The 16,024-nt window shown below is 32.7% G+C and carries 15 protein-coding genes; 10 read left to right on the top strand and 5 right to left on the bottom strand.

Going from position 1 to position 16,024, the window contains the following annotated elements:
• Positions 1-148 precede the first annotated feature (148 nt).
• The 4 genes from BCER98_RS09695 to BCER98_RS09680 all read left to right on the top strand — a co-directional run bounded on the left by BCER98_RS09695 (position 149) and on the right by BCER98_RS09680 (position 5,767).
• Positions 149-1,003: a Cof-type HAD-IIB family hydrolase gene (locus BCER98_RS09695; protein ID WP_012094362.1), complete on the top strand. Its 855-nt coding sequence runs from the start codon at positions 149-151 to the stop codon at positions 1,001-1,003.
• A 329-nt stretch (positions 1,004-1,332) separates the two neighbouring features.
• On the top strand, positions 1,333-3,114 hold the full coding sequence (locus BCER98_RS09690) for a PAS domain-containing sensor histidine kinase (RefSeq protein ID WP_041809742.1): 1,782 nt from the start codon (positions 1,333-1,335) through the stop codon (positions 3,112-3,114).
• A gap of 444 nt (positions 3,115-3,558) precedes the next feature.
• Positions 3,559-4,632 carry a PrpF domain-containing protein gene (locus BCER98_RS09685; protein WP_012094360.1) on the top strand — a complete coding sequence of 358 codons (1,074 nt, stop codon included), beginning with the start codon at positions 3,559-3,561 and terminating at the stop codon, positions 4,630-4,632.
• Positions 4,633-4,864: 232 nt separating this feature from the next.
• Positions 4,865-5,767 carry a DMT family transporter gene (locus BCER98_RS09680; RefSeq protein WP_219339309.1) on the top strand — a complete coding sequence of 301 codons (903 nt, stop codon included), beginning with the start codon at positions 4,865-4,867 and terminating at the stop codon, positions 5,765-5,767.
• A 139-nt stretch (positions 5,768-5,906) separates the two neighbouring features.
• Here the strand turns inward: BCER98_RS09680 and BCER98_RS09675 are convergent, their stop codons facing one another.
• A complete protein-coding gene (locus tag BCER98_RS09675) occupies positions 5,907-6,587 on the bottom strand; it encodes an aspartate/glutamate racemase family protein (RefSeq protein ID WP_012094358.1) in 681 nt (226 codons plus the stop codon).
• A 379-nt stretch (positions 6,588-6,966) separates the two neighbouring features.
• On the opposite strand from BCER98_RS09675, the gene BCER98_RS20990 reads away from it, so the two are divergent.
• Positions 6,967-7,074, top strand: coding sequence for a YjcZ family sporulation protein (locus BCER98_RS20990; protein ID WP_000120182.1), 108 nt, complete (start codon positions 6,967-6,969; stop codon positions 7,072-7,074).
• A 132-nt stretch (positions 7,075-7,206) separates the two neighbouring features.
• Here BCER98_RS20990 and BCER98_RS09670 read toward each other — a convergent pair whose 3' ends face one another.
• Complete coding sequence (locus BCER98_RS09670) at positions 7,207-8,058, bottom strand: protein kinase family protein (RefSeq protein ID WP_012094356.1); 852 nt, start codon at positions 8,056-8,058, stop codon at positions 7,207-7,209.
• Positions 8,059-8,758: 700 nt separating this feature from the next.
• Here BCER98_RS09670 and BCER98_RS09665 point away from each other — a divergent pair.
• Positions 8,759-9,892, top strand: a complete 1,134-nt coding sequence (locus BCER98_RS09665) for an SLC13 family permease (RefSeq protein WP_012094355.1) — start codon at positions 8,759-8,761, stop codon at positions 9,890-9,892.
• 455 nt (positions 9,893-10,347) lie between these two features.
• Here the strand turns inward: BCER98_RS09665 and BCER98_RS09660 are convergent, their stop codons facing one another.
• Complete coding sequence (locus BCER98_RS09660) at positions 10,348-10,545, bottom strand: hypothetical protein (protein ID WP_012094354.1); 198 nt, start codon at positions 10,543-10,545, stop codon at positions 10,348-10,350.
• A gap of 145 nt (positions 10,546-10,690) precedes the next feature.
• Between BCER98_RS09660 and BCER98_RS09655 the strand changes: the two genes are divergently transcribed.
• Positions 10,691-10,891, top strand: coding sequence for a hypothetical protein (locus tag BCER98_RS09655; RefSeq protein ID WP_041809739.1), 201 nt, complete (start codon positions 10,691-10,693; stop codon positions 10,889-10,891).
• A 102-nt stretch (positions 10,892-10,993) separates the two neighbouring features.
• Positions 10,994-11,227, top strand: coding sequence for a hypothetical protein (locus BCER98_RS09650; RefSeq protein WP_012094353.1), 234 nt, complete (start codon positions 10,994-10,996; stop codon positions 11,225-11,227).
• A gap of 538 nt (positions 11,228-11,765) precedes the next feature.
• Here the strand turns inward: BCER98_RS09650 and BCER98_RS09645 are convergent.
• Complete coding sequence (locus BCER98_RS09645; protein WP_012094352.1) at positions 11,766-12,368, bottom strand: LysE/ArgO family amino acid transporter; 603 nt, start codon at positions 12,366-12,368, stop codon at positions 11,766-11,768.
• 99 nt (positions 12,369-12,467) lie between these two features.
• Here BCER98_RS09645 and BCER98_RS09640 point away from each other — a divergent pair, with 99 nt between their 5' ends.
• Entirely contained in the window at positions 12,468-13,898 is a 1,431-nt protein-coding gene (locus BCER98_RS09640) for an aminotransferase-like domain-containing protein (RefSeq protein WP_012094351.1), read from the top strand.
• A 121-nt stretch (positions 13,899-14,019) separates the two neighbouring features.
• Here BCER98_RS09640 and BCER98_RS09635 read toward each other — a convergent pair whose 3' ends face one another.
• On the bottom strand, positions 14,020-14,262 hold the full coding sequence (locus BCER98_RS09635; protein ID WP_012094350.1) for a hypothetical protein: 243 nt from the start codon (positions 14,260-14,262) through the stop codon (positions 14,020-14,022).
• Positions 14,263-14,501: 239 nt separating this feature from the next.
• Between BCER98_RS09635 and BCER98_RS09630 the strand changes: the two genes are divergently transcribed.
• Complete coding sequence (locus BCER98_RS09630; protein ID WP_012094349.1) at positions 14,502-16,013, top strand: glycosyltransferase family 2 protein; 1,512 nt, start codon at positions 14,502-14,504, stop codon at positions 16,011-16,013.
• Positions 16,014-16,024: the final 11 nt, after the last annotated feature.

Below are 16,024 nucleotides of genomic sequence, written 5' to 3'. Positions count from 1 at the left end.
ATGGCGTTTTTATTTTGAATTGATATTGAAATATTTCTTGACCTGAAACGCTTTTCATAAATTATAACTGAGAGGTAGTTACTGCGTTAGATATGGAAACGATATCTCCCTATCTTTTCGCTGATTCCTAGAAAGTGGTGAAGAAATAATGAAACTTATTGCGATTGATTTAGATGGAACGCTTCTTTCGAAAAATAAAATGATTAGTAAAGAAAATGCAGAAGCGATTCGAAAATGTCAAGAAGAAGGGCATGTTGTAGCTATTTGTACCGGACGTTCTATCGTTGACATTGAACGACTGTTACAAGAAGTAAACTTACAATGCCCAATTATCGCAGAAAATGGTGCAGTTATTTATAAAGATAAAACAATGTTGAAAAGATACGCTATACAAAATGAACACGCACTTGACATTGTAGAATATTTGGAGGAGCAAGGTATGTATTATCAATTATATACGGATAAAGGTGTATACGTACCAAAGTATGGTGAAGAAAATATACGTAAAGAAATGGAAGTGATTCGGAATCTAGATATAAACATTAGTGAAGAAGAGGTGGAAAACATTGCAGCACTTTACCTTGAACATACAGCGTTTCATAGTATAGAGAGTTGTAAGTCGATTATAAATAAAGAATTATATGTGCATAAATTTTTACCTTTCTCTTATGATCAACAGAAATTAAAAAGGTTAAAAGAAAAGTTCCAGCATAACAGCGAGTTAATTATTTCTGCTTCTTATTGGCATAATTTAGAGATTAATCACTGTGATGCTCAAAAGGGAAATGGATTATATACTTTAGCGGAATATTTTAATATTCCATTTGAAAACACAGTAGCCATTGGTGATGGACTAAATGATGTTTCCATGATGCAAAAAGCCAACGTATCCATTGCAATGGGGAATGCTGTTAATGAGTTAAAAGCAATGTGTCACTATGAAACATTAACAAATGAAGAGCACGGTGTTGCACATGCTTTATACCATTATGTAATAGCATAAAAGGATCATAATTGGAACAAAAAAGAATCCGAATTCGGATTCTTTTTTGTTTTTTATTAGGGGTAAGGTATTCTATGAGACTTATAGAATCCTTATGACAAATATTATATAGAATATTTTGGAATTGTTGTATATATTTTGGGGATTCTTTGTGGAAAATTTGTGAATTTTACATTCACTTCATTAGTAGTTTGGATATTCTTATTAAAAAATAAAAATTTATTTGAATAATTACACTTCTGCTCTATACCTGAACGGCTATTATCCGTATAATGAAGAAGCATGCGTTAAAAATTGGTATTAAATTTACATATAGAGGTGAAAAAGGAATGAGTGCTCGGCTAATGGAACTCATTGATGTGAACACAATAAAAATAATGGCGGAACAGTTTTATAAATTAACAAATATGGCACACCAACTTCTTGATGCTGAAAGAGAATGTATTTTTTCATTCGGTATAGATCAAGAAATAGATTATAGATTGACTACGATTGAAATTCCCATTTTTTTAGACGAGCAATATTTAGGGGCTTTTATTGCTTGTCCTATAAAAAAGGATATGGTTTATTGTCAAAAATATTTCGAAACACTTTCCAGTCTTATTGTAAATCATGCGAGAACTCAACTTCAAAACCAAAATCAAAATTTACAATTGCTTGCAAAGGAGAAAGAACAATTATATACCATTTTACAAAATATGCCTGTTATGGTTGATGCTCTTGACCTTGATGGTGAATTTATTTTATGGAATCGTGAATGCAAGAGTGTAACGGGTTACACAGCAGAAGAAATGATCGGGAATCCAAAAGCTCTTGAATTATTATATCCAGATGCAAACTATCGTCGACAAATCCAAGAAAAGTTTGCCGTTTACGGAAGAGATTTTCGAGATTGGGAAATGAACTTAACTTGTAAAAATGGCGAGCAGAAAACCATTATGTGGTCTAATATATCCAATCGCTTTCCGGTTTCTGGATTTAGTTACTGGGCTGTTGGGGTCGATATTACCCATTTAAAAAAGATCGAAGCCCAGTTAAAAGAACAGACATCCGAATTGGAGCTCATTTTTCAAGCGCTACCAGATTTATGCTTTTTAACAGAAGCTGATGGAACGATTATAGATTATAAAGCCGGTTCACCTACGAAATTTTATGTACCAGCAGAAGATTTTATGGGGAAAAAGTTTTATGAAGATTTGCCATCTCCTGTGGCACAACAGTTCCAAGAAGCTATCGATCAGGTGCAGAAAACAGAATCGATGGTTATTGTAGAGTATTCCCTTTCTTTGAAAGGAAGCATAAGCTTTTTTGAAGCTAGATGTTTTCTACTATTGAAAGATAGAATTATGATTATTGTTCGTGATATTACTGAAAGAAAAAAAACAGAAGAGTTATTAAATAAATCAGATACGCTTGCAGCAATTGGACAATTAGCTGCAGGAGTAGCACATGAGGTTCGAAATCCATTAACGGTAATTAAGGGGTTTATTCAGCTCTTTCAAATAAATAAAGAAGATCAAGGGAAATACTTTGACCTTATGCTTTCAGAGATTGAACGAATTGAGTCTATTCTTCACGAATTTTTATCAATCGCTAAAACAGATATAATTCCTACAGAAAAGAAAAATCTTTATTCTATCATGAAAAATGTTGTTTCACTAATTAATACAAAAGCAATTATGACAAATATTCAAATTGAAATTATATCGGAATCAAAAGAATTAGTAATTGAGTGCTGTGAAAATCAATTAAAACAAGTATTTATTAACATTTTACAGAATTCAATCGAGGCGATGCCAGATGGTGGTAAAATCTTTATTCATATGAAAACGAATAGAATAAATGAAGTGATAATTGATTTAGTAGACGAGGGAATTGGTATACCGGAAGAACGTATTAAAAGGTTAGGAGAACCATTCTATAGTACAAAAGAAAAAGGCACTGGAATTGGTTTAATGTTAAGCTATAAAATTATTGAACAACATCAAGGAAGAATTAGTATTATGAGTAAAGTTGGCGTTGGAACATCTGTTACGATTTATTTACCAATGTTCCAACAAGAGAAATCTCTTTCTGACAATGAACGTCCCGTTACTATAGCGAATTCATAATTAACAAATGCAACAATATCAAGTTATTTTTAAAAATATATAATCACTCTAACCGTTTATGATTTTTAAGAATGGATTAGGGTGATTTTTTATTTGCTTGTCATAAAGTTCCCGAAATCACATTGTCATGCATATGAGAGGACGATGTGATTTTTTATCATCAATGTTCCGAATTTTAGAACATGTTTTTATACAAGAAATGATATTAATTATTATTCTCTTTCTTGCTAGAATACATAATAAAGTTAGGGGGTGTTTTACATAAAAGTTATTTTTTTCTATTTATTAAAAATGATAAACAAAATAGGAGGTTTATATATTTGGAGAATCATATTTTTTTCTTTGACTAGGAAACATATCAGCACAAAATAAATAGTTGGTATATTATATCTATTTATTTTTATGTAAAGTACTAAAGTTATTTTTATAAAGGAGATGTCTATAATGAAAATACCTTGTTTTGTAATGCGTGGAGGAACATCAAAAGGATTATTTTTTTTAGATAAACACTTACCTTCAAATAAGCGATTGAGGAATGAGGTAATTTTAAAAGTGTTAGGAGCTGGAAATGCTCGCGGCGTTGATGGAATGGGGTCACTAGATCCTTTATCCAATAAAATTGCTATTATTCGTAAATCAACTGATCCAGGAATCGATATTGACTATTTATTCTTGCAGGCAGATTTAAAGAAAATGGTATTAGATGATAGTGTAAACTGCGGTAATATTATTTCAGCTGTGGCACCCTATGCAATTGAAAGTGGTGTAATAAAGGCCGAATCTGGTGAAATGACAGTTACCATTAGAAATGTAAATACAAATGCTATCGTGGAGTCGAAGATTCTTACTGAAAATGGAAATGCACTGTATAGTGGAGATGTGAAAATTGATGGTGTTCCAGGAACTGGCGCCCCAATTCGACTGAACTTTATGAATTCAGTTGGATCTGTTACAGGAAAGCTTTTTCCTACAGGATCCAAGATGGATGTGATTGAAGGCATCAATGTGTCTTGTATAGATGTTTCAGTCCCTTTAATTATTATTCAAGCGACTGAACTTGGTATTGAGGGAGATGAAAGCCCTGAATTACTGAATTCTAATACAATGTTTTTAAATAAAATTGATATGATTCGAAAAAAAGTAGCTGCACTTGCGAATTTAGGGAATGTGTCTAATAAAGTAATTCCTAAAATAGCAATTGTCTCAAGACCTAGAAAGTCCGGTACGATAACATCACGATATTTTATTCCACATCAATGTCATAGTACACATGCTGTAACAGGATCGCTGGCGCTTTCTGCGGCAATAAAGATTAATGGAACAACTGCTAATCATATTGTAAAGAAGAGTGGTTCATATAAAGTGGAAGAATCGAATCCAATAATTATTGAACATCCAGCAGGTCAAATTCAAACAGAGTCAATTGTAGTGGAATCAAATGGAAAGTATTCTATTAAACAATCTAGTATTACTCGTACTGCGCGGTTAATTTTAAAAGGAGAATTGGTATTATCATAAATGATAATCATTCCAAAACAAAAGTTTCACATAAAAATGTAGCGTTGGAAAGAAGCAAACAAGCGGAAGGCTGATTTGTGAAAAGAAGAAAGAGTATGAAAGTTCATTTTATGCATCTACTCTCATGCTTTAGACACTGTCTTTGGGGTATGCCTACAAGACCGAGAAATCAAAAAGAATATTTCTCGGTCTATCTATTTACTAGATTGGAGGTTCTTTATTAGTGGACAATATGAAGAAAGCATCATTTTATATGATTCTTTCAGGTTTCAGTTTTTCGCTGTCTGGTTTTTTCGCAGAACATGCTATTTTTTCTGGAGATTTCTTTTTAACTTTAACAGCAAGATTTTTTATTCCGTTTCTTTTCTTAATTCCTTTTATTGTGAATCGGATACAAAGAAAAGCGTTTTGGTTGAATAGTTATAAGCAATTACCGCGAGCGTTTTCCATTACTCTTTCTCAAGCGTTATTTTTTCTATGTGCAGCTAATAGTTCCCTGTTTATAGCTATGGTTTTATATAATACAGGACCTATTTTTATTTGTCTCTTTACACTCTTCTCCAAAACAAAACGTGCGACAAGAATGGAAATGATAGCCTCAATTTTTGGATTTTTAGGAGTGTTTCTTATATTGAAAACAGGTGGGATTGATTTTAAATCTCTATTTTATTTAGGAATAGGTGTACTTTCTGGAATTTCGCTAGCTTTTTCGCAAATATTCTTACATAGAAGTGCACAAACTGATGATAATCTTTCTATCATGACTTACACTTATTTATATGGTAGTATTTTATCTGCATTTTTATCAATCTGTTTTACGAAGACGAATTACGAAGAAGTATTGATATCGAGCCCAATTGTACTATTATTTTTGATTTTAATGGCAGCAGGTAGTATCGGAAATCAATGGTTCAGAGGAATAGCATATAAATTAACACCACGAATATCAAAGTTATCTACACTTTTATATTTGAATATTTTGTTTTCCTTATTTTTAGACGTATTATTTAATGATAGTATTCCATCTTTTATTCAGTTTGCAGGTGCACTATTTGTTATAGCGAGTGCTGTCGTACCTATTTTGATACGTTCTGATAAGAAACAAATGGAACAAAAACAAGTAGCAAATGGGTAAATCTTTAAGTACATGAAGAATAATATTTTTATTTTTCATGTACTTATTTTAAAAACAAAAATAATTCTTCCATATGAAATGAGATGAGAAGATAGTATATTGCGAATCATTGACATGTTCCATATACGCATGAAAGATGTTACCCCGCAAATTGCACAGCAGTTTCTGCATGTAGATAAGCTGTATCAAACACGGGAATAGGGAGATCTTTTTGCGAGAGCAGTAAAGGAATTTCTGTACATCCTAATAAAATACCTTCAGCTCCGTTTCCAATTAGTGTCGTTGCAATTTGTAACAATATTTCTTTTGATTGCGGTGAAAGGATCCCTTTACTTAACTCATTTAAAATAATATGATGGATCAAGTTTCGTTCATCTTTATGAGGAATCATTGTTTCAATCCCATAATTAGCTAACCTTGCTTTATAAAAATCTTTTTCCATTGTTTGCTTTGTTCCGAGAAGACCGATGCGCTTAATCTGCTGTTTCACAATTTTTTCTGCACTTACATCACCTATATGGAGGAGAGGGATAGATACAGCTTTTTCTACTTCATCTGCAAATTGATGAACAGTATTGGAACACATGAGTATACAGTCAGCGCCGGAGCTTTCCACTTTCTTCGCTACATCAATTAATTCATGTTTCACTTCCTCATATTGATGATTTTGCAATAATGTTGTGATTTCCCCAAAATCCATGCTGTATAAAACGAGTTTTGCATTTTGATTATATTGGGTAAGTGCAAGCGTATTGATATGTTTATAATATAAAGATGTTGACTCCCAACTTAACCCACCGATTAACCCAATTGTTTTCATAATCTATTCCCCCGTTACAGTAGTTTTAATTCATTATTCCATAATTCCGATAAGAATACAATGGTTTAAAAATTCTTTTCTAAATTATAATTGGTGAGCTAGGCCAATGGCTTTAGTAGTATGAAATTTTTGATAAGACTTGTGCAAAAAACTTACAAAATTTAGTGTTAAAACGGAACCTACAGTTGTGATAGTCGGTCTAGTTTTTTTCTGCCTATTTAAAGGAAAAGAGGGGGTTGCCATTAGCCTAATTTAGAAGAAAGTTTTCGTTTATTTCAATGAGACACGCTCAAAACATGGATAAAAACATACTGTATAATACGAACCCGTTAAAATAATCAACTACCTATTAGTTTTGAAACCAAAAGGAGGAAAAAATATGAGTTACGGTGGTTCTTGTGGTTTTGGTGGAGGATTCGCTTTATTAGTTGTATTATTCATTTTATTGATTATTGTTGGATGCAGCTGCTGGGGCGGAGGATATTAATTTTTAATGCAATTTCACAAATATGTGTAAAAGAAAAAACTATGTAACGTATTCGTATGAGTACAAACAAAAAAGGAGCCCAGTAGCTCCTTTTTGTTATATTTTATGAAAGATTGTAACGAAATAGGGAGGTTACCATACAGAGCACCATGCTTCATAAAACGCTTTTACCGATGTATAGCGTTTATTCCTATCGCTTTCTACGGCGCGATAGGCTACATCATATAAAGGTTTTCCAGCCTCCCATTTTGCAAACGATCGATTCAAGCCACCACCTAAAAGAAAGAAGGCCATTGCCCCCATGTTAAATACATTTGTTTTCCCATCAATTTGTGCGCCTAATTCAAATTCTTCAGGTGACATAAATCGTGAAGAGCCCCACATTCTTCCCATGAAATTTACATAAGGTTGTTGCGCATAAAGATCAATATCACAAATTTTAGTTGTATTGGCTGTAAAATCATATAAAATGCTTCCATCATAGAAATCAATAGCGACATAGTTTCTTTGTTCAACATGTACATGAAAATTAAAAATACAATCTATAGAAGTAAGACGCTTTTCAATCGGTAACTGCTTATAACGTTCAAAAGAAGAAGCGAGGTTAAGTTGATTTTGTAATTTGGGTCTTAGTGATTCTCCGTGAAACCATTCAAAAATAGCGACATATCCATTGTTTACTTCAAAATGATCTTTTAATGGAATGAGATGGCGATGTTTGAGCTCTTGATAAAGGGAAACAGCTTGTTTTAAACATAGAACCGCATCGTTAGGATTTCCTTCGTAATTCATCGGTTTCGCACCAGCGAATTTAACAAACGATTTCAAGCCATCTTGTTCTATACCAAAAGATAGATTTCCGGAGTCTTGCTTATCAAATACAGCAAACACTTTTCCTAGTTTTGTCAGCCACTCAAAATCTTGATGCTCTTTTAATTGAAACGTAACATGATCTAAATGAATTGTAACTGGTAGTTCTTTCATTGCTCACCTCTTATTTTATATAATCAAATTAAAATATTCGATAAGTATAATAGATTTCCTGTTTATATTTTTGGTGGATCAACAAACAATAAAATAAGAGATTCGTTCAAAATATTAAATGGATAGGTATATGATAGTACGCCACATACAATAAAACACGTCTGCAAATGGTGACGGTATAGAGTTTCAGCCTCATGGCGCCAAAAACCTTGTTTCGGAATCAATTAAATATAAATCTGTTGAATTAGAGAATTTTCATGCGAAAGCAAAAATAATAACATGACATAAATTTTTCATATGAAGAATACATCTTCTTTTTAAAGCGCTACACTTCATTAAAAATATGAAAGGACTGATCATTTTGAAAAGTACAAAGCTACTAAAAATAGGGATGTGTGTTGGAATGGTAAGTTTAAGTCTTGCAAATGAAAAACTCCTTATAGATGAACCATTGCAAGTAAAAGCAAAGGTTACAATGAATGTTTTTAAGTAATAATTAGAATTCTATATATGAAAGATGACTTATAAGACAGTTTTTAACAGTATTTTTAGAGTCTTTATTCAGTTTGATCGTTATAAGTACTGTATGAATGGCATATGATGGTGCTTTTAAGTGCATGGAGGTGTCAAATGCAAGAAACATAGGTCTGTGGTAAAATAAATAGTACTGAAGTGGGGATTGACGAAAGGATATATTTATGTGAAAAACGAAAAAAAAGTGAACTTGAAATTTGCAATTTTTAAAAAAGATATTGTATTTACGATATCATTCTTATTAGCAATCGGAAGCTGTTTATTCCATGCACCAAAACTAGAATATATTAATTTTAAAGTATTAGTCAGTCTATTTAATCTTATGCTCGTAGTTAAGGCTCTGGACGATCTGAAACTATTAGATAAGTTTGCCATTGCTATATTGAGTAAATGTCATAATAGTAAAAGTGTTTCAACAATCCTAATTTTATTATGCTTTTTTAGTTCCATGCTTGTAACGAATGATGTGGCATTAATAACATTTGTACCATTAACACTTATAATCAGTAAGATGATACAAACTTCTATGTTGGATACTATTATACTAGAGACAATTGCGGCTAACATCGGGAGTAGCTTAACTCCTATGGGAAATCCTCAAAATCTTTTTATATTTACTAACTACGGAATCAGGCCTATAGAATTTTTTACAACAATCCTTCTATTAGTGGTTCTTGGAATTGTTCTGTTATTATTTCTTAATCAAAGATTGAAAAGCCAACCATTGGAAATAGAACTTCCGTCTATTTCGATAAAAAATAAAAAAGAGGCAACAGTATGGGGAATCCTATTTTGTATCATATCTGCATCCATATTAGGATTTTTAAGCTACAAACTTGCGTTTATTATCGCATTGGGAACCGCATGTATACTTGATATAAAATTATTGAAGAAAATTGATTATTTACTGCTTTTTACTTTTATATGTTTTTTTATATTTATAGGAAACGTATCGGAATTAAGAGTGGTTCAAACATTTGCAAGTGAGACTCTCAAAAGTCCCACATCTATCTTTTTCAGTTCGATTATTTTAAGCCAACTGGTAAGCAATGTACCAGCTGCAATCTTTTTATCGAAATTCTCCGTAAATTGGCAGCCTTTATTAGTAGGGGTCAATTTAGGAGGACTCGGTACAATTGTTGCGTCCCTCGCAAGTGTGATTTCATTTAAACTTTTTATTAAGAGAAATCCACAAAAAAGTAAAAAGTACCTTATAAGGTTTAGTATTTATAACTTTTCAATTTTAGCTCTTTTAACCCTTGTTTATTATATTATAATGAAAAATCATATTTTCTTTTAAAAGGTCTTTATAAACGAGAATAATAGCATTCTCGTAACAAGTGATTTCCTTCTATTAGATGATACGAAAAGAAAAGTATTTGTAACGAAATAAAGAATGAGGGCTATCAGCATCACTTCAAGATTGAGAGAGAAGAATTATATGAATACAAGCAAGAATACGAAGAAAAATTAGCAATTAAATTCTACGAAGAGAATTAACATAATACAGCAAGCCAATATTTTTATTTTAACAGTTACAGATAAGGCAAACGATTTCGAAATGCCTCTCACTTGTTAAGTGAGAGGCATTTCTTCTTTTTATTAAGTAAAGAAATTAGAAGGAAAATAGCGCATTCATAATTAGAAAAGAATGTACATTGAACAATCCTCATATACGCGTATTATTCAGAAAAAACAGTTAATTTCACTTACCGTATTAATAGCTATAAACAAATACTCTACCGATAATAAGCATCAAGGTGACAATATATTAATTCCAAGTATCCTTCCAGTAGAATCTAAACGAATGTATACTGGATCTTTTAAAAGGTGAGCATTATATATATAATTTTTATAAGTGGATATTTCGATATACTCTTCGCCAGCTAAACATTCTAAAATGATGACCTCTCCGTATTCTCTCCAATTGATCAGTTTTGCATAAGTAATCATTGTGAAGGCCTCCTTTATAAAGTAGTTTATGAGATTTATGTATGAATGGAATGAGTAAAATGCACAGGAAAAAGAAAATGAACAATTTAAATAAAAATACATAATATATTTGTATATAGAAAAACAATAGAAAGGAGACTATCAATTGGCTTGTATAAATAAAAATTGTTTTGATATCTGTTTAGAAACAAGAACAAATCCAAATGGTGGAGTGGAGCTTGTTGTGAAATGTAATGATGATTGTTCATCTGATTTTAACGTTCTACCTTTTCAAGCTTGTTTTGATACAACTTTAAATAATGATTTCACGTATTCAACGGAATTGGTTGCTTTAATTAAGAGATAGATTCAGTCTCTATTAATTTGTTAAAAATGATTATTGTGCCGTTCCCCTAATTTTTCTAAGGCATATTGTGTTCATAGATGTTATTAGAAAGGAGGAGAGACTATGGCATGTACGACAAACAATATTTGTTTTAATGTCTGTCTTGTTATTACCATTACACCTGGTAATGGTGTAGAATCCGTTGTAAATTGTGGAAACTTATGTGGGACAAGTCCAACAATTATAGTAACACCTTGTGGATCTGTTGTGATTACATTACCACTTGTTGCATGTTTCGCAATCACATTAAATGATGACTTAAGTGTGGCTTCCCAACTTACAAGTCTTTCATTCTAAGTATGATCGTTCATACAAATAGAAGACGCTCATATGGTTGTCTTCTATTTGTATACGAAATGGAAAAACATTATTTTGGAAAAACAGCGGTTTCAATTTGGATGGGCATATAGTGAAACAGAAATCTTTCATACAAATAACGATGGTTCTTATAGATGTAGGGTTTTTACCCACTTATCAAAAAAGGCATAAGAAAAAATATAACTAATTTCAAAGGACCCTACGTTAAATGCAGAGGAACCCGCCAACTAAATGACCTAAAAATCCACGCTAAGACAAACTCAATAGGAGTCCCATCCATATTTCATAGTTTTTACACGTATTTCGACTGATCTGTAGCATAAAAAGGCCATAAAAAAAGAGCGGTTGTGAACTGCCCCCCAATTATTAGATTATGTGTCTAACAATTGGGGGGCAGTTTTTTTATGGACTTATATTTTTGTTTGGGGGAGAAATAAAGAGAAGCTTCTATCAGTGGCGTTTTTAATCTCCTACTTATTTTCTTCGTTTCTTACCTTTCATTTTGAATATAAAGGTGTTATATCAATCCGATAAAAAGATAAACGGCAGTTCCCCAAATAAACAAGGCAGAGCATTTATTGAATATATTGATTAAACTACCTGTACTATCTAGATTTTTTATAACCGTACCAGCGAGCGTTAATCCAAAGAACCAAATCCAAGATACTGTAATACATGCAATTGCGAAAAAAATTTGTTCTGTTCCGGCATATTTTAATGCACTTGTTCCAATAACAGCGACGGTATCTAAAATGGCATGAGGATTTAATAGAGAAACTGATAAAGCAAAAATCACTTGTTGACGAATCGATAATGCTTTGTTTGATTCATTCGTTGTTGGTTTAGACTTCCAAATAACATATCCCATGTAGAGTAAAAATAAGATTCCTACAATCATTAGACTAAGACGTAGCCATTGAAATTGCAAAACGATAACGGATAGTCCAAAGACAGCTAAAAGAATTAAAAATGTGTCACATAGTGCAGCCGTAATAGTAGCCGGAAGTGCTCGAATGAATCTTGGCTGTGTGGCTCCTTGTGAAAATACAAATATATTTTGTACTCCTAAAGGTAGAATAAGTCCGAATGCTAAAATAATTCCATGAATCATGGCTTCCATATCATCAACTCCCTTTCCATTCCTATCGTACTATGATACAACTAAAAGAAAACAACCAATTGGATGGTTTCTTATCCACCCAATTTAAGGGGGAATTATATGAAGTGGAAACCAAACCGTTATTCTCACTTGACTGTTCAAGAACAAATCGTAGATTGGATAAAATCTCATATTGAACGAGGAGATTGGACTGTTGGTACAAAGATTCCAACACAACGCCAACTAGCAACGCAATTTCATGTGAATAGAAGTACTGTGCAACTTGCACTTGATGAATTAAAGGCGGATGGTTTGCTTGAATCAAAAATGGGATCAGGGGTATTTGTGGCTAATAATTCGTGGAATGTACTTTTAAATAAATCTCAACCGAATTGGCAGCAACACATTGAATCAAGTATTCATAAGCCAAACTATCATACGATTCAACTCATCAATGAATACGAGCAAATGGATCATATTATTCGTCTTGGAACAGGCGAATTATCACCAGAATTACTCCCAACAAAACAAATTGAACAGTCATTAAAAGAAATTTCAATTGATTCAAAAGCAATTGGTTATTCATCACCACAAGGAAATAAAAAGCTGCGAGATGTTTTATGTAACCATTTAAAAAAACGTGGTATTCAAACAACGCCAGAGAACATTTTAATTGTTTCAGGTGCACTTCAAGCACTGCAATTCATTGCATTTGGATTATTAGAAGAGGGTTCCATTGTTTTTCAAGAACAATCTTCTTATTTAAATTCTGTGCATCCTTTTCAATCCGCTGGAATGCGTATGATTTCAATTTCGAGGGATGCTAGTTTAACGAACAATTTACGGACACTCAAAAGAAAAAGACAATCTTTATTTTACTGTGTACCAACATTACACAATCCAACAGGATATAATTGGTCAATGGAAGAAAAGAAACAACTATATAATGTGTGTAAAGAGCTACAAATCCCGATTATTGAGGATGATGTATATCACGAACTGTTATTTGAATCCTCTTCTCCTGCCATAAAATCGATTGATACATCAGGCCAAGTGCTTTATATCGGTAGTGTATCTAAAACACTGAGTCCTGGATTACGAATTGGTTGGGTGGTTGCACCTTCACCTGTAATTGAGCGATTGGCTGATATAAAAATGCAAACAGATTATGGTTCTAGTGCTTTTTCTCAAGAAATCGTCTCATATTGGATATCGTCAGGGTTATATGAAAAGCACCTAATTCAACTTCGTGAACAATTAAAAAGAAGGGCTACATTTGTAGAAGAAATATTAGAACAGCAATTTCAAAAAGTCGCTACGTGGAAAAATCCTGAAGGTGGTTTTTATATATGGCTCAGGTTTCATGAGCCTATTGTAAATAAGGCGTTATTTCTAAAGTTACTGAATCAAAATGTTTTAATCAATCCAGGGTATATTTATCAATCAAGTGATTTACATCATATTCGTCTTTCCTATGCCTATGCACCATTGGAAGAATTAAAAAAAGGATTGAGTATTTTGTTAGAACTCATCCAACATCATATGGATTAATGATGAATGATATTTTAAATGAAAATGTTTATTATATTTCTTTATATGTAGCAAAAGCGAAAAAGAGACGGTGAAATACCATCCCTTTTTCGCTTTTGTACATTTACATATCGTTTTACAATTAAGAAGTTTGAAATGAAAGGCTTGTTAGCTGAGAGTCAACGCTTAAATCATCATTTAAAGTAATAGAGAAACATGCGATTAACGGTAGTGTAATGATAATGGATCCAGTTGGACTAATTTCAATTGATGGGCTATTTCCGCATATCCCGTCACAATTTACTAAACTGGATATACCATTTCCAGGGGTAATTGTGATAACAAGACAGACATCAAAACAAATGTTATTCGTCGTACATGCCATAATTTTTCCTCCTTTCTAATAGCATCTATGAGTACGATATGCATGAAAATATTTGATGGAACGGCAAAAAATAAAAATAAAAGATTAGCCCAATATCTCTCTTACTTTTGTATACATAATAAATATTTCTTATAAAAAATAGACGTTTATTTTATACGCTATCGATTCCATTTGTATATAGTAATTTAGTAGCGTGTATTTTTTATAAAACAAATGCGAAGAGAGGATGGTGGAAGGGAATGAAAAAGTCATTAACGGCAATTATTGTATGCAGTAAGCACGTTTATACATTGGAGGAAGTAATTAAAAATGTGAAGCAACTAAATCCTGTTGAAATAATCATATTATGTTCTCGTTCACAGCGTGAAGTGATTGAAATTTCTAAGAAATATCATTGTTTAACTGTCTTTGAAAATACATCTGAGACGAAATATAATGATTATTCCTCTGCTTTAGAGATTGCAAAGGGGGATGTTTGTTTCGTTTTACATGGCAGCTTTCTTTTATCATCCGAACAAATGAATGATTTTTTAGTACCTATTCTTTATGATGATACGGACGCGGTTTTAAATAAACTAGATGGGATTCTTCATATAGGAAAATATCAAAACTTACACATTGTATGGCGCAAAGTATTAAATGAATTTTTAGGTCGCCCAGACTTGAAGAGTAATTCATTACTTTCTCTTCCATTTGCTCTTACAAAAGAAGTGGTGACAAGCATTGGCTATGACACTTTTAAAAACCTACTTCTATCACATATACAATTATTAGAACAAGGCTGGCGTATTCGTCATCATTGTGCTCTTCATACATTATGTGCTGAAGAACTACTAGAAGAAAGCGGTTTATATAAGGATTGTTTATCAAAAGAGGAAAGTCTTGAAGTGAAGCGGTATCTACTAGCAATTTCAAACTGGGTAAGAGGGCGTAATGTTCGAGGGGGATTTACAGATGGAGGAAAGCGAAGAGATATCATTGAACAATTGCAGCGTGATCAGTCGTTTCCTTTTTATCAAAAAGGCTCTGGAATGCGATCTGCCCTTTATAATAAGAACCAACTTTCTGTTATCATTCCAGCACAAAATGAAGAAAAGACAATAGAACGCGTGATTCATGAGATAAGAAAACTAGAACCATTCGAAGTGATTGTTGTTGTAAATGGTTCTAGTGATCAAACGGCAACCATTGCTTCAAGACTGGGGGCGACAGTGATTGAATATACAGAATCACTCGGGCACAATGTTGGGCGAGCAGTCGGTGCATTTGCATCCACAGGAGACATTCTTTTATTTGTAGATGCGGATTTCAGCATTCCTGCCAATGATCTATCCCCATATGTGCTAGCAGTGGCCAAAGGGACAGATGTCGCTTTAAATCATTTAACATCTAGTTTAAAGCCCCCATTTCATATTGTTGATATTTTAAAGTATATGTTAAATCTGTCTTATAATCGTCCTGATTTAAGTAATGGTTCATTAGTAGCGATTCCACATGCAATAAGCAGAAAATGTATAGAAGGGATTGGGTGGGAAAGCCTAGTATGCCCGAGCTTTGCGCAAGTAAAAGCGATTTTAAAAGGTTACAAAGTGGAATGTGTTCATTATGTAGACGTTATTAAACCAAACCGCTTTCGTTTGAAAGAGCACTTTAGTAAAGGCGGGCATCCCCCTGCAGTATTAAGAATAATGGGGGATCATATCGAGGCACTTTCCTATTTAATAAAAAAACAAAATCTTTCACATGAATGATTTTTCAGTGT

The sequence above is a fragment of the Bacillus cytotoxicus NVH 391-98 genome (assembly GCF_000017425.1).
GTDB lineage: Bacteria > Bacillota > Bacilli > Bacillales > Bacillaceae_G > Bacillus_A > Bacillus_A cytotoxicus.
Note: the sequence above shows the minus strand (reverse complement) of the source record. Positions and strands in the feature narration are given on the sequence as shown.

Bases quoted from the DNA above. Each gene is read 5' to 3' on its own strand.
- BCER98_RS09650 (WP_012094353.1), top strand. From the start codon at position 10,994: ATGGCATGTACGACAAACAATATTTGTTTTAATGTCTGTCTTGTTATT.
- BCER98_RS09635 (WP_012094350.1), bottom strand. From the start codon at position 14,262: ATGGCATGTACGACGAATAACATTTGTTTTGATGTCTGTCTTGTTATC.
- BCER98_RS09690 (WP_041809742.1), top strand. From the start codon at position 1,333: ATGAGTGCTCGGCTAATGGAACTCATTGATGTGAACACAATAAAAATA.
- BCER98_RS09685 (WP_012094360.1), top strand. From the start codon at position 3,559: ATGAAAATACCTTGTTTTGTAATGCGTGGAGGAACATCAAAAGGATTA.
- BCER98_RS09680 (WP_219339309.1), top strand. From the start codon at position 4,865: ATGAAGAAAGCATCATTTTATATGATTCTTTCAGGTTTCAGTTTTTCG.
- BCER98_RS20990 (WP_000120182.1), top strand. From the start codon at position 6,967: ATGAGTTACGGTGGTTCTTGTGGTTTTGGTGGAGGATTCGCTTTATTA.
- BCER98_RS09675 (WP_012094358.1), bottom strand. From the start codon at position 6,587: ATGAAAACAATTGGGTTAATCGGTGGGTTAAGTTGGGAGTCAACATCT.
- BCER98_RS09695 (WP_012094362.1), top strand. From the start codon at position 149: ATGAAACTTATTGCGATTGATTTAGATGGAACGCTTCTTTCGAAAAAT.
- BCER98_RS09660 (WP_012094354.1), bottom strand. From the start codon at position 10,545: ATGATTACTTATGCAAAACTGATCAATTGGAGAGAATACGGAGAGGTC.
- BCER98_RS09640 (WP_012094351.1), top strand. From the start codon at position 12,468: ATGAAGTGGAAACCAAACCGTTATTCTCACTTGACTGTTCAAGAACAA.
- BCER98_RS09645 (WP_012094352.1), bottom strand. From the start codon at position 12,368: ATGGAAGCCATGATTCATGGAATTATTTTAGCATTCGGACTTATTCTA.
- BCER98_RS09630 (WP_012094349.1), top strand. From the start codon at position 14,502: ATGAAAAAGTCATTAACGGCAATTATTGTATGCAGTAAGCACGTTTAT.
- BCER98_RS09670 (WP_012094356.1), bottom strand. From the start codon at position 8,058: ATGAAAGAACTACCAGTTACAATTCATTTAGATCATGTTACGTTTCAA.